This is a genomic window from Flavobacterium soyae, assembly GCF_045348165.1.
GTDB classification, from domain to species: domain Bacteria; phylum Bacteroidota; class Bacteroidia; order Flavobacteriales; family Flavobacteriaceae; genus Flavobacterium; species Flavobacterium soyae.
Genome location: NZ_CP150845.1, coordinates 4,698,497 through 4,712,210, shown reverse-complemented (window position 1 = coordinate 4,712,210; position 13,714 = coordinate 4,698,497). Strand labels below are relative to the sequence as shown.

Sequence of the window (13,714 nt, the reverse complement as noted above, 5' to 3'; positions counted from 1 at the left end):
TGAAACCACGAGCTATATTTGAAATGTTATATAAATACAGATGCTTGACATAGGCAGCGGTTTCAACCGTTGCGGATACGCGGTGTTTGATAATACGTTTCCCGTGGTTGAAACCACTGGCTGTATTTGAAATGTTATATAAATGCCAGATGATTGACGTAAGCAGCGGTTTTAACCGTTGCGAATCTTTTTAGTGCATCATATAATTTCACCTTCAATAATAACATCTTCAATCAAATTGCTTCCAAAAGCATAAGGAATTTGATAGTAAGATGAAATTGGTTTGGTTACAATTAAACTGGCTTTTTTACCTTTTGTAATACTTCCGTGTGTATCAGAAAGCCCCATTGCGTAAGCGCCGTTTATTGTTGCGGCATTTATAGCTTCTTCCGGGGTCATTTTCATTTTTATGCATGCAGTTGCTACAACAAAATTCATATTTCCGGATGGAGTAGAACCAGGGTTAAAATCTGTTGCTAATGCCAAAGGCAAACCTGCTTTAATCATTTCGCGTGCCGGTGTATACGGAATGCTTAAAAAATAAGAACAAGATGGTAATGCAACCGGCATCGTTTCTGTATTCTTTAAAGCTTCAATATCTTCTGAGTTCATTATTTCAAGATGATCGACAGAAAGTGCATTAAATTTAATGCCAGCCTGAATTCCGCCAATAGAATTAAACTGATTCACGTGAATTTTTGGTTTTAAGCCGAATTCAATTCCGGCCTGCATAATTTTTTCTGTCTCTTCGACAGAGAAATAACCGCTTTCGCAGAAAACATCTACATAATCTGCTAACTTATTTTGAGCTATTTCAGGAAGCATTTTAGTTATAATTTCATCAATATAACCTGCTTTGTTTTCTTTATAATGTGTTGGAAAAGCATGCGCGCCAAGAAAAGTTGCTTTTATGGAAATTGGATAATTTTGAGCAAGTTTCTTAATTACACGAAGCATTTTTAATTCACCTTCAACAGTTAATCCGTAACCGGATTTTATTTCTACAGCACCCGTTCCTAAGCGCATAACTTCTTCAAGTCGAAGTTTTGACTGTTCGTAGATTTCTTCTTCAGAAGTTTCGTTTAATTTTTTAGCCGAATTTAAAATACCGCCGCCGCGATTGGCGATTTCTTCATAAGTAAATCCATTAATGCGGTCTACAAATTCCTGTTCGCGGTTTCCTGCGTATACAATGTGCGTATGGCTGTCACACCAAGTTGGAAGAACGACGCGACCAGCAGCATTAATAACTTTATCAACTTCGATTTCGGGTAAATTTTCCATCGAACCAAAATCAGCAATTAAATTGTCTTTTATAATTAAGAAAGCATTTTTAATAGTAGGAAGTACTGCCATTTCAGTTCCCGAAACTTTAGGAACAGAAGTTTCACGGACCTGGAGCAGTTCTTTTATGTTTTTTATTAATGTGATCATTGATTAGGATTATTATAAAACACAAATTTCACGAATTTTCACTAATGAATTGTGAAAACTCGTGAAATTTGTATCGTATTATTGGAATTTGGAATTTAAAAATTTGAATATTGTCTCACTATTATTCTGAAACTGTGATTTCAAACATTTTTTCCCAGTATTTACCTGTTACAAAAATTGTTTTAGTTTGAGGATTGTAAGCAATTCCATTTAAAACTTCTGCTTTTGGAGCTTTAATAAATTTGCGTAAATCAGCAAGGTTTAATATTCCTTCAACTGCGCCAGATGTTGGGTTTACAACCGCAATTGCGTCTTTCTGCCAAACATTTACATAGAATTTCCCATCGATTAGTTCTAATTCATTGATTGCTTTAATTTTTGAAGAACCAGAATACACATTGATATAATCGATTAGTTTTTGAGTATTTGGATCCATTTTCCAGATTTTTTCTGTTCCGTCAGAGTGATAAATGTATTTATCATCATGTGTCATTCCCCAGCCTTCAATATCTTTATCGTATTTAAAAGTCTTTTCTAATTTTAAAGTTTTTGCATCGTAGATAAAACCTGTTTTTTCCTGCCAGCTTAATTGGTAAATTTTCCCATTAATAAAAGTAATACCTTCTCCAAAATATTCTTTAGGAAGATCAACCTGCTTAATTACTTTTCCGGTTTTATAATCAACAGATCTAAAGTATGAATCTTCTTTTTGCCCCGTACTTTCAAATAAAATGCCATCATGAAATTCTAAACCTTCAGTAAAAGCTTCTGGGTCGTGTGGAAAAGTATTTACTATTTTGTATTTTAACGCCTTAGGCTGAACGTCTGATACAACTTCAATTCTTTTTGTTGCGTCCGATGAATCACTTCCAAAATAAGCAGTAGCTTTTAAGTATTGATAACCTAATTTTTGATCTTTTAGTTCAAATTTAAATTTCTCAGTTCCTTTTTTACTTCCCACTCTTTTGTCGTTAACAAAGTAAACAATGCTGTCGATTTCTTTCGAATTTGGATTTAAAATTCCGATAGAAACTGCTTCTTTTGGCAGAAAATGCGCTGGAAAAGCAGAATCATCGATAGTAAATAAAGAATTTTCACCTTTTTTTGTGCCGTTACATCCAATTAATGTAATTCCTAATAAAATGACCGTTAGGAAGTTATATTTTTTCATAGTTTAAAATTTGAATAAGCCAATATACAACGATATTTTTATAGCAGCAAAGCTCTTGCAAAAATATAAAAAGATTGTATATTTGCACCGGCAAGTCCTACACGACCAGCTCCTGCAGACTCCCCCAGGATGGGAACATAGCAAGGGTACGTGGTTGAGCGGTGCGATGTAGGTCGCTTGCCACTTTTTATTTTTTGGAATTTGTATAAAAGCAGTCTTCCTTCGGGAGGATTTTTTTATTTTTGGGCCTGAGCGAAGTTAGAAGTTAAGTGTTAGAGGTTAAAAGTTCCGGCACAAAACTCATAACTTAATAACTAAAAACTTATAACTTAAATAATGAGTAAAGTCGTTTTAATTACCGGAGGATCTTCAGGGATCGGAAAATCAATTGGAGAATTCCTGCATGCAAAAGGTTTTGTTGTTTACGGAACGAGCAGAAATCCTGAGAAAGTGTCGAATTCAGTTTTTCCTTTGACGGCTTTAGATGTTCGAAATGCTGATTCAATTAAAACTGCCGTAAATAAAGTTATTGAAACTTCCGGAAGATTAGATATTGTAATTAATAATGCAGGAGTTGGAATTACTGGACCTTTAGAAGAAATTCCGATAGAAGAAATCAAAAACAATTTTGAAACAAATTTCTTTGGTCCAATCGAGGTGATGAAAGCTGTTTTGCCGCAAATGCGCAAGCAAAAATCAGGTCTTATTATTAATATAACATCGATTGCGGCTTATATGGGACTGCCTTACAGAAGTGTTTATTCAGCATCAAAAGGAGCATTAGAATTAATTACCGAAGCTTTAAGAATGGAAGTAAAGCAATTTGGAATTGAAATTACAAACGTTGCCCCAGGCGATTTTGCGACAAATATTGCATCTGGACGTTATCATGCACCAGTTTTAAAAGATTCTGCTTATGAAAAGGCCTATGGCAATACGCTTGCAGCAATGAATGAACATGTTGATGCGGGAAGTAATCCGAATGAAATGGCAGAAGCGGTCTTTAAAATCATACAAAAAGACAAACCAAAAGTGCATTACAAAGTTGGTGTATTTATGCAAAAATTTTCAATTGTTTTAAAACGCGCACTTCCGGATAAAGTATATGAGAAAATACTTATGAATCATTATAAACTATAAATAAATGTGAAAAATACATTTATTTGTAACATATAATTTCAAAATGGTTTTGATTTTGAAAAGGTTATTAATATTGATTTTGTAATTTTGCAGCTAGATTTGCGTGAGTGACAGAGTTTTTTATGGAAAAGAAATAAAGATAAAGTACATTCGTCGTGGCGGACACGCTCAAAAAATAAATCAACCAATTTTAATTAAATAGATTATGAAATTTTTTATTGACACAGCTAACCTGGCACAAATTAAAGAAGCACAAGCTTTAGGTGTTTTAGATGGAGTAACAACTAATCCGTCATTAATGGCTAAAGAAGGAATTACCGGAAAAAATAACATTTTAAAGCATTATGTTGACATTTGCAATCTTGTTGAAGGGGATGTAAGTGCTGAAGTAAATGCTCTTGATTATGACGGAATGATTAAGGAAGGTGAGGAATTAGCTGAATTACATGACCAAATCGTTGTAAAACTGCCTATGACTAAAGAAGGAGTTATGGCTGCAAAATATTTTTCTGATAAAGGAATTAAAACTAATGTAACTCTTGTTTTCTCTGTAGGGCAAGCTCTTTTGGCTGCTAAAGCCGGAGCTACTTATGTTTCTCCGTTTGTGGGTCGTTTAGATGATATTTCGACTGACGGATTAAACTTAATTCAGGAAATTAGAGAAGTTTACGATAATTACGGTTACGAAACTCAAATTTTAGCAGCTTCTGTACGTCACACAATGCATATTGTAAACTGTGCTAAAATTGGTGCTGATGTTATGACAGGACCACTTTCTGCAATTTACGGATTGTTGAAACACCCTTTAACTGATATCGGTCTGGCTCAATTCGTAGCTGATTTCGAAAAAGGAAATAAGTAATCCTTAGATAGTTATAAAATTAAAATCGCCTTTTTTCTAACGAGAAAAGGCGATTTTTTTTACTTTTATAGGAAACTTAAATTTTTGATTATGAAAGTAATATTGATAGTTTTATCTTTTTTTGCCGTTATTTCAATAAATGCGCAGACAGCTGAAATATTGAAGAGTGTAAATGATGCCGGCGATGTAGCGACATTTGAATTAGATTGTTCTGCAGCATTTCAGTCTTTGGCAAAAGGGCTTCGGTATAATATTACGAGGCATGAGTTTAAAGGTCCTGAAATGAAAAATACGTATAGACTGCTTCTTGTTATGGACGGATTTTATTCTAAAACCTTAAATAAAGAAATGACAATTTCTGCAGTTTTAAGTGATGGAACCGCTATTGAGGCAAAGAAAATTATCGAAGATGATGGTTTTTTTGATGGAGCCTGTACTTTAAAAATTAAAGACCCGCATGCTCTTGCGGCCGAGAATATCGATAAGATTATCGTTCACGCAGATAAAGATGTTGTTTATCAAATATCAGAACAAAATAGAGCTGTTTTTAAGAAGAACCTGAATAATGTTATTAATGCTAAATAGAGGCACAAAGGTTCAGAGATGCAAAGGTTCATAGGTTTTCTTTTTGTAAATAAAAAAATCCAAATTCCTATTATAAAATTGGAATTTGGATTTTTTATATTGGTATTTCTAAAATTTTAGTGACCGCCGCCTTCGCTTTCAACGTGGCTGATTCCTTGTCTTTTTAATATTTTAGGGCAGTAGAAACCATAGAATCCTAAATACGCAAAACCAAGAAGTGGTACTATATAAGAGAAATGTGTCCATGTAATTCCAAAAATCCCTTCAGGTTTGGTAAGGTCAAGATCGCAAATACTTCCCTGAATCAAAGGAATAACTCCCCCTCCAAGAATCATCATAATTAAGAAAGAAGATGCTTTTCCTGTATTTTTAGCTAAACCAGCAATTGCTAAATCAAAGATAGAAGGCCACATGATAGATAAGAATAATCCACCAGAAATAAAGAAGAATTTAGCAATTTCAGGATTTGGATAAGCTAATCCGGCAACCATCATTAATAATCCTGATATTCCGAAAAGCATTAAAGTTTTTCCGGCATTTTTACCTCCCACAAAACTTACTGCTATAAATAATAAAATCCAGATTGGGTAAATATAGAATGAAGAAACATCATGAGCTGCAAAAATATTAGCTCCAATAATTACTCCAAATGCAAGAGCAGGAACTATAAATTTTAATGCAGTATTTACTAAGTTTGAAGTATTGAAAACGTTAACTCCTCCATTCCAGCGTCCAATCATTAAACTTCCCCAATAAAGGGCAATAAAAGGCGCAATTGCATCTTCTAATACATTTCCGAATTCTGCGGTATGTAATAAAGCGGGTAAGTTACTAATGATAGTTACCTCAGTTCCTACATAAATAAAGATACCTAACATTCCTAAGTATAATTGTGGGTAATCAAGAATGTTGAATTTTTCGTGTGCTGTTTTAACAACTTCTTCCTCTTTTTCAGGATCTTCAATTTTAGAGAAGTTCATGAAAACTGCTACTACGATAAAGGCAAGGCCAAGAATGATGAATGGTAATTTAATATCTTCTAAAGAAAGAGATGTGTTTTTGTTATCTCCCATTCCGAATAAAGCAATACCTAAAAGAATTGCTCCAATAGTAGTTCCGAATGAGTTGATACCTCCTGCTAAAGTTAAACGGTGTGCCCCTGTGGCAGGACTTCCCATTTTAATTGCTAAAGGATTTGCTACAATTTGTTGAATTGAAAAACCTAAACCAACAGTAAACAAAGCGGTTAAGAAGAAAGGGAAACTTTCCATTGTTGCAGCCGGAACGAATAAAAAAGATCCAACAGCCGAAAGAATTAAACCAGCTGAAAGTGTTTTTTTATAACCGAATTTTTGAAGTACATCTAATTTTAGAGAAACTAAAAAGAAGATTATTGAACCTACAAAATACGCAGCATAAAATGCCCAGGCAACTAACTGTGATTGTACTTGCGATAAAGTAAATACTTTTTTGAATACTGGAATCAGGATGTCATTGGCAGAACCTACGAAACCCCAAAAGAAGAAGACGATTATCAATGAGATAAACTGTCCCCATTTGGTTTGAACATTTTCTGAACTCATAATTGTAATAAGGTTTATTTTTTAATAAAATTGTTTTTTGAAGACCGTAAATATATTTGTTAAGTATATCAAAAAAAAATTATTGATCGAAAATAATGTTAAATTTAAACGAACAACCTTATTTATTCAACAATGTGTTAATTTATATGGAGTTAGAAATGTTAAAATTTTATTCGAGAATCTTGTTTTTTACGTCTTTACTATAATTTCTGCCTATTGGAATTGTGTAAGACTGAATTTGAATACGGTTTCCTTCAATAGATTTGACCTTATTCAGCGCAATAACGTAGGATTTATGGATGCGCAAAAAACGATCTCCCGGCAACTCTTCAGATAATGAAGTCAAAGATTTGTGCGTAATATAGGTTTTATCAGGTGTTACAACCTTTATATATTCTTTCATTCCTTCGATAAAAAGAATTTCTTCAATATTAATTTTCATCATTTTTTTATCAACCTTAATAAAAATATGCGAATCGCCTTTTGCTGCATCAATTTTAATATTGTTTTTTAAATTGAATTCGGTTGTAATTTTATTGATGCATTTAATGAATCTCGGAAGCGGAATTGGCTTTACTAAATAATCCAGAACATCAAGATCGTAACTTTCTGCGGCAAATTCTCTAAATGCGGTTGTAATAATAACTTTGGTTTTGTTTTCGATTAAGCTTATCAGCTCAAAGCCAGTCATCATTGGCATATTAATGTCTAAAAAAACGGCATCTACAGAAGTACTGTTTATGAAATCCAGAGCCTCTAAAGAATTATTGAATGTACCGATAACTTCAAAATCTGTAAAATTGTTAAAGTAATTTTGCAGCACTTTGATTGCTAAAGGTTCATCATCAATCAATACACATTTAATTTTCATTATGAATAGGTATTTGCAAACGAATTATATAGTAATTCAGTTTTATTTTATCTTTTAAACTGAAATTATTCTTGTAAATTAATTTTAGTCTCTTCTTTGTGTTAGATAAGCCAATGCCGCCTTTAGGGTTAACATTTTGTGAAATTACAAAATTATTTAAGATTTCAAAGTCTAACATTTTATTGTCAATAACTTTACAATTGATTTTAATTTTAAAGTTATTATTATTTACTCCGCCGTGTTTAAAAGCATTTTCGACCAGCGAAATAAATATTAATGGCGGCACAACAATGTCTTCAATGTTTGATTCTAAATTAATCGTAACTTCTACATTTTCAAAACGGAGTTTTTCAATTTCAATGTAATTCTGGATATAATCTATCTCTTTTATCAGCGGTACAAACTTGGTTCCCTTTACATCATACAGCACATATTCCATCAAATTGGAAAGCTTGATAATTACATCCGGAACTTTATCTGAAGATTCTAAAGATAAGGCGTAAAGATTATTTAAAGTGTTAAAAAAAAAATGCGGCTGAATTTGATTTTCAAGATATTTCAGTTTGATTTTAAACTGATTTTCTCTCAGCGATCTGTTTCTTTCCCTTTCGCGAAGCCAGGTTAAGGTTAGGTATACTGATGATGCCATTGCCAAAACGTACAATTCGCCAATACAGACTGCTACGATATGATTGATTTCAAAAGGATGATATTCTCTGTTGGCTTCCGGCCAGATATTTTCGGATATAATATAATAGGTAAGGGCAGTTTTTAGTAAATAAATTCCAAAAAGACTCACAATAAGTGCAAGAGTATAGGTAATATACTTTTGTTTAAGGACGTATTTTGGTACTAAAACGAAAAGATTGAAATACACCAAAGGTATATGAAGGGAAAACTCAATCAAGTTCGATTTAAATGAATACGGATAATCGTTGAAGTAAGCTCCCCAGCGTAAAAAGTTGAGAGTGAAATAAGAAGCCCAAAACCAAATGTGATTTTTAAGTTTTATGTCAAATTTTAATTTTTGAATTTCGTTCAACTTTTTTTAACGTTTTGTTATTATTTGTAAAGCTTTGTAATTACTATGCAACTTTACATAATTACTGGCTAAATCGCAATTTTTTTGAAGAAAATTTCGTAAAAAAAGCCAATTAATATCTTATTTAAATAGGATAACGTTTTCGTACAGCATAATGTTGAATGTTTTATGTCGTTTGTTTAACAAATCTGACCGTTTGTATAAATTATTTTTTTTAACAGTACCTTAACAATAAATTTATCGCTTAACTAATCAAAAACCATGATAAAAATGAAACAAATTATGTTAATCCTTATGTTTGTCTTTACGGCGCAATTGTCTGTTGCACAGGTAAAAACAATCAAAGGTTTGGTAAGCGATCAAAATGGGCTGCCGCTGCCGGGAGTGAGTATCCTTATTCAAGGCACCAAAACGGCAAGTCAAACCGATTATGACGGTGTGTATACGATTCAGGCATCTGCTGGAGATGTTCTTGTGTTTTCGTATATAGGTATTAAAACTAAAAATGTAACAGTTGGATCTTCGGCAGCTGTAAATGTTGTGTTAACTCAGGATGCACAAAATTTAAATGAAGTTGTTGTTACAGCGTTAGGGATTAAGAGACAGAAAAAAGAATTGGGTTATGCTGTTCAGGATGTAAAAGGAGAGCAGTTAAACAAGGCAATTACGACCAATGTAACTACAGCTTTATCCGGTAGAGTAGCGGGTGTTGATGTTTCTATACCAGCTACGGGTGTTGCAGGAAGTACAAGGGTTATTATTAGGGGGATTTCAAGTATAGGCGAAAGCAATCAGCCTCTATATGTGGTAGATGGAGTTCCTATTGATAACTCTGGTTTAAATAATGATCAGGCCGCTACAAGCAAATGGTTTGACGGTCGTGATAACGGAGACGGAATTTCTGGAATTAACCCAAACAACATTGAAAGTTTAACAGTACTAAAAGGAGCCGCAGCTGCTGCTTTGTATGGTTCACGAGCTTTGAATGGTGTAATTTTAATTACAACTAAAAAAGGTACTAAAGGAAAACTTCGTGTAGAATTAACAAGCGGGGTGAGTTTTGACCGGGTAAATGCTAAATATTCAGATTATCAAAGTGAATATGGTACGGGATCAAATGGTGCGCTGCCAGATCCAACAAAAGCACCAACAGAAATTTATGGCTACACTACAAATGCCTGGGGACCTAAGTTTTCTGAATCAGTAGGTCAGCAGGTAAAAATATTTGACGGTTCAATGAGACCTTATGCAAAAGTAGAAAACAATATTCAGGATTTCTTTAGAACCGGGTTTACTACAACAAACGGGATTGCTATTTCCGGAGGAAATGACAGCGGATTTGTACGTTTTGGTTACAATAACCTGAAAAATGATGACGTAGTTCCGGGATCAGGATTAGAAAGAAACGATGCAACTTTGAATGCAACTTTAAGATCAGAAAAATTTACTTTGGATGCTAACGTAAATTATATTGCTGAAAACACGAATAACAGACCAGGTTTAGGAGATTCTCCTAACAACGTAGGATATTCATTAAGTGGATTGGCTCCAAACATTGATCAAGCCTGGCTGAAAAATTATAAAAATGAAGAAACAGGCCAGATTTATCCATGGAACAACAATGTTTATTTGTTGAATCCATATTTTGTTACAGAAGAAAACCATAACTCATCTGTAAAAAATCGTTTTATAGGAAACGTTACAGGGACGTATCAGTTAAAAAAATGGATTGCTCTTACTTTTAGAACAGGTCTTGATACTTATGCTTTTAGTTCAAAAGATTTTATGGCAGCCGGAAGTACCTGGCCGGGAAGAGATGAAGGATATCTTGGTTTAAATAATATTAATGTATCAGAAATGAATACAGATATTATTGCTGCTTTGAGCGATATTAAACTTGCTGAAGATTTAACTTTTTCCGGAATTTTAGGTACGGCAAGAAGAGATTTTAGAAGAGAGCAAAACTCAAGATTTGGAACAAAAATTATTGAACCTGGTACAGAGTATATCAGCAATTTTGTTAATAAAACAGAAAATGCTCCGGTAGAAACAAAAACCAGAACAAACTCAGTTTACGGATCTGCAAAATTAGATTATAAAGGATATTTATATGCAGAGTTTACAGGGAGAAATGATTGGTTTAGTGTGATATACAGCGGTGATGAGAGCGCTTTTTATCCTGCAGGTTCATTAGGGTTTGTATTCTCGGATGCATTTAATATTCAAAACGATACTTTTTCGTATGGTAAATTTAGAGCATCATTGGCAAAAGTTTCAAATTCACCGGGTGCTTATAAAAACGCGTTAAATTATACCACATTTTCTTCATACGACGGGCAAAGTGTTGTAAACATTAAAAATACTGCGGCACCAAATCCTAACTTAACATATCAGTCAAAAACCGGAGTTGAGTTTGGGGTTGAAACTGCTTTCTTCAAAAACAGATTAAAAGCAGATATTACAGTATATCGTGAAGATACATCAGATCAAACACTTGATTTGCCTTCATCTGCGACATCAGGATATGAGTTTATTTCTGTAAATGCCGGAAAATTACGTAATGAAGGTATTGAGATATTCTTATCTGGTACTCCAATAAAAACAAACAATTTTGAATGGGGAATCGACTTGAATTTCTCAAAAAACAAAAACTCAATTATCTCACTTCATCCAGATATTAATACTTATACTATTTCTGAAGCTCGCTGGGCTGGAGCAGCTGTTGTTGCTCAGGTTGGCGGACAGTATGGAACTATTATGGGTAGAGATTTCCTAAGAAATGAAAATGGAGAAAAAGTAGTAGCTGCAAATGGTTTACCATTGTTTACAGATGAAAAAGTAGCTTTAGGAAAAGGGCTTCCTGACTGGGCTTCCGGTTTAACTAATAGATTTAGTTACAAAGGTATTACACTTCAGTTCCTGATCGATATGAAATTTGGTATGGATGTATACTCTATGACAAATTCATTAGCTGCAACAAAAGGACTTTTAGATGTAACTACTGAAGGCAGAGATGCTTATAATCATGCAAGAGCAGAAGCAATTGCAAATGATCCTAACTTTAGCCAGTCTACTTGGGTTCCTACAGCAGGTTATGTTGCAGAAGGTGTTGTAAACACAGGAACAGCAGCTAATCCAGTTTATGTTAAAAATACAAAACCTATTAATCCTCAGGATTATTGGAATACGGTATTCAACAATTCACCGGCCCCATTCATTTACGATGCCTCTTATGTGAAATTAAGAGAGGTGAGTTTAGGATATACTATACCATCAAGTGTTTTTGGCGGAGCTAAAATAAGTTCAATTTATGTTTCGGCATTTGCAAGAAACTTATTGACTTTTAATAAAGACCTTCCAAATATTGACCCTGAGTCAATGTATACTTCTGGAAACGGACAAGGTTTCGAATATGGTTCACTGCCATTTAGACAATCGTACGGTTTTAATATTAAAGTTGCATTCTAAAAAAAGAAATTATGAAATTTAAACAAATAATAATAGCCGTACTCACATTGTTTACTGCAGTAGGCTGTACCGAAAATTTTGACGAACTGGAAAAAGATCCGGTTGCGTTGTCTGCAAATCCGGCAGGACAGCTTACGTTTACCCAATTATGTATGTCGGGTGACGGATTTTACCAATGGAGAACCAATTTAATTTATTCAGGTGGTTTTGTACAGCATTATGCAGGTGCATGGAACGTAACTGAGTTTGGAAGCAAATTCAAAAAAGATGACGGTTATGCAACTGCTCTTTGGAGAAACGGTTACCAAAACGAATTAAAAAACGTAGTGGATATCCTTGAAAAAACAAATGGAGATCAGTCTGCCGTAAATATGAATGCTGTGGCTAAAATTATGAAAGTAATGGTTGCACAGCGTATTACTGATATTTATGGAGATATTCCTTATTCTGAAGCCGGATTAGGTTTTTCTAAAGGAATTGTAACGCCTAGATATGATACGCAGGAAGAAATTTATATGTCATTCTTTCATGATTTAGAAGAAGCCCATAGTCAATTAAATGCCAATGGCGGATCTGTAAAAGGAGATTTGTTTTATGGCGGAGATATTACTAAATGGAAAAAATTAGCTAATACATTAAGATTACGTCTGGGAATGAGAATTTCGGAGGTTAAACCGGCAGAAGCAGAAAAACAAGTAAAAGCAGCTTTAGCGGCAGGAGTTTTTACAAGCAATGCTGATAACTGTATTATGAAACATTTAGATGCTACTTTTAATGATGATCCTGCTTCTATTGATTTTAGAGGAAACGGATTAGCATATGCTCTTGTAGGAAATGAAAATGGAGATCATTTTAGTACTTTAGTTATTGACTTTTTAAGAGACAACGGAGATCCAAGATTACCAATGTATGCAACTCCAAAAACAACGAGCAGCCTTGCTTGGGGAGCGCCATTGCAGCCGGGTGAAACACCTTATGAAGGTGTAAAACCAGGACTTTTTCAATGGGAAGTTCCAATGGGAGCAAGCTCGACATCTGGAATTCAATCTTACTTTAAGCAAAAAACCACACCGTTTTTACACGTAAGTTATTCAGAATCTCAATTGTTACTTGCTGAAGCAGCATTTAGAGGCTGGGTTGCAGGTTCTGCTGCAGACTACTATAAAAAAGGAGTTGAAGCAGGTATCAGACAATTAGAAATTTATGGAGCAGCACCTGCAACACAAGCAGCAATCGATACATATCTAAATGCTAAACCTTTAGCTGCCGGACAAGAATTAAAACAAATTTCAACACAGCTTTGGATTACTTATATCTTTAATAGTATTGAAGCCTATTCGAACTGGAGAAGAACAGGATTTCCGGTATTAATTCCAATAACAAATCCAGATTCTGAAACAGGCGGGGTTACACCAAAACGTTTATATTATCCTAATGATGAGATGCAGAAAAATGAGAAAAACTATTTAGAAGCTTTATCAAGAATGGGAGGAACAAACGACTGGCTGAATAAAGTTTGGTGGGATGCAAACTAAATAAATCCTAAAAATATAAGTTA

General features: G+C 34.0%; 10 protein-coding genes and 1 other RNA gene. 6 read left to right on the top strand and 5 right to left on the bottom strand.

Annotated features, from left to right (window positions below; genetic code table 11):
* Positions 1-198: 198 nt before the first annotated feature.
* Together hutI and AABD74_RS19440 are read right to left on the bottom strand one after the other, a co-directional pair.
* A complete protein-coding gene (gene hutI / locus AABD74_RS19445) occupies positions 199-1,434 on the bottom strand; it encodes an imidazolonepropionase (RefSeq protein WP_232682289.1) in 1,236 nt (411 codons plus the stop codon).
* Between the two features lie 121 nt (positions 1,435-1,555).
* Entirely contained in the window at positions 1,556-2,605 is a 1,050-nt protein-coding gene (locus AABD74_RS19440; protein WP_406843997.1) for a glutaminyl-peptide cyclotransferase, read from the bottom strand.
* 88 nt (positions 2,606-2,693) lie between these two features.
* Here AABD74_RS19440 and ffs point away from each other — a divergent pair.
* The 4 genes from ffs to AABD74_RS19420 all read left to right on the top strand — a co-directional run bounded on the left by ffs (position 2,694) and on the right by AABD74_RS19420 (position 5,192).
* Positions 2,694-2,791, top strand: an RNA gene (ffs, locus tag AABD74_RS19435) — signal recognition particle sRNA small type.
* A gap of 150 nt (positions 2,792-2,941) precedes the next feature.
* A complete protein-coding gene (locus tag AABD74_RS19430) occupies positions 2,942-3,745 on the top strand; it encodes an SDR family oxidoreductase (RefSeq protein ID WP_406843996.1) in 804 nt (267 codons plus the stop codon).
* Positions 3,746-3,950: 205 nt separating this feature from the next.
* Positions 3,951-4,607, top strand: a complete 657-nt coding sequence (gene fsa / locus AABD74_RS19425) for a fructose-6-phosphate aldolase (RefSeq protein ID WP_071638751.1) — start codon at positions 3,951-3,953, stop codon at positions 4,605-4,607.
* 90 nt (positions 4,608-4,697) lie between these two features.
* Entirely contained in the window at positions 4,698-5,192 is a 495-nt protein-coding gene (locus AABD74_RS19420) for a hypothetical protein (RefSeq protein WP_406843995.1), read from the top strand.
* Positions 5,193-5,308: 116 nt separating this feature from the next.
* Here AABD74_RS19420 and AABD74_RS19415 read toward each other — a convergent pair whose 3' ends face one another.
* From AABD74_RS19415 to AABD74_RS19405, 3 genes are all read right to left on the bottom strand, one after another.
* Complete coding sequence (locus AABD74_RS19415) at positions 5,309-6,775, bottom strand: MFS transporter (protein WP_406843994.1); 1,467 nt, start codon at positions 6,773-6,775, stop codon at positions 5,309-5,311.
* A gap of 169 nt (positions 6,776-6,944) precedes the next feature.
* Positions 6,945-7,646, bottom strand: coding sequence for a LytTR family DNA-binding domain-containing protein (locus tag AABD74_RS19410; protein WP_232682294.1), 702 nt, complete (start codon positions 7,644-7,646; stop codon positions 6,945-6,947).
* Complete coding sequence (locus AABD74_RS19405) at positions 7,636-8,688, bottom strand: sensor histidine kinase (RefSeq protein ID WP_406843993.1); 1,053 nt, start codon at positions 8,686-8,688, stop codon at positions 7,636-7,638. Before AABD74_RS19405 ends, AABD74_RS19410 begins: the two co-directional genes overlap by 11 nt.
* Positions 8,689-8,958: 270 nt before the next feature.
* Here AABD74_RS19405 and AABD74_RS19400 point away from each other — a divergent pair, with 270 nt between their 5' ends.
* Together AABD74_RS19400 and AABD74_RS19395 are read left to right on the top strand one after the other, a co-directional pair.
* Complete coding sequence (locus AABD74_RS19400) at positions 8,959-12,156, top strand: SusC/RagA family TonB-linked outer membrane protein (protein ID WP_406843992.1); 3,198 nt, start codon at positions 8,959-8,961, stop codon at positions 12,154-12,156.
* An 11-nt stretch (positions 12,157-12,167) separates the two neighbouring features.
* The gene (locus tag AABD74_RS19395; RefSeq protein WP_406843991.1) at positions 12,168-13,691 is read left to right on the top strand and encodes a SusD/RagB family nutrient-binding outer membrane lipoprotein; all 1,524 of its coding nucleotides are present in this window, start codon (positions 12,168-12,170) and stop codon (positions 13,689-13,691) included.
* The last annotated feature ends 23 nt before the right edge of the window (positions 13,692-13,714 follow it).

Coding starts and splice junctions, on each gene's coding strand:
- AABD74_RS19395 (WP_406843991.1), top strand. CDS start 12,168: ATGAAATTTAAACAAATAATAATAGCCGTACTCACATTGTTTACTGCA.
- AABD74_RS19430 (WP_406843996.1), top strand. CDS start 2,942: ATGAGTAAAGTCGTTTTAATTACCGGAGGATCTTCAGGGATCGGAAAA.
- AABD74_RS19440 (WP_406843997.1), bottom strand. CDS start 2,605: ATGAAAAAATATAACTTCCTAACGGTCATTTTATTAGGAATTACATTA.
- AABD74_RS19410 (WP_232682294.1), bottom strand. CDS start 7,646: ATGAAAATTAAATGTGTATTGATTGATGATGAACCTTTAGCAATCAAA.
- AABD74_RS19400 (WP_406843992.1), top strand. CDS start 8,959: ATGAAACAAATTATGTTAATCCTTATGTTTGTCTTTACGGCGCAATTG.
- AABD74_RS19415 (WP_406843994.1), bottom strand. CDS start 6,775: ATGAGTTCAGAAAATGTTCAAACCAAATGGGGACAGTTTATCTCATTG.
- AABD74_RS19420 (WP_406843995.1), top strand. CDS start 4,698: ATGAAAGTAATATTGATAGTTTTATCTTTTTTTGCCGTTATTTCAATA.
- fsa (WP_071638751.1), top strand. CDS start 3,951: ATGAAATTTTTTATTGACACAGCTAACCTGGCACAAATTAAAGAAGCA.
- hutI (WP_232682289.1), bottom strand. CDS start 1,434: ATGATCACATTAATAAAAAACATAAAAGAACTGCTCCAGGTCCGTGAA.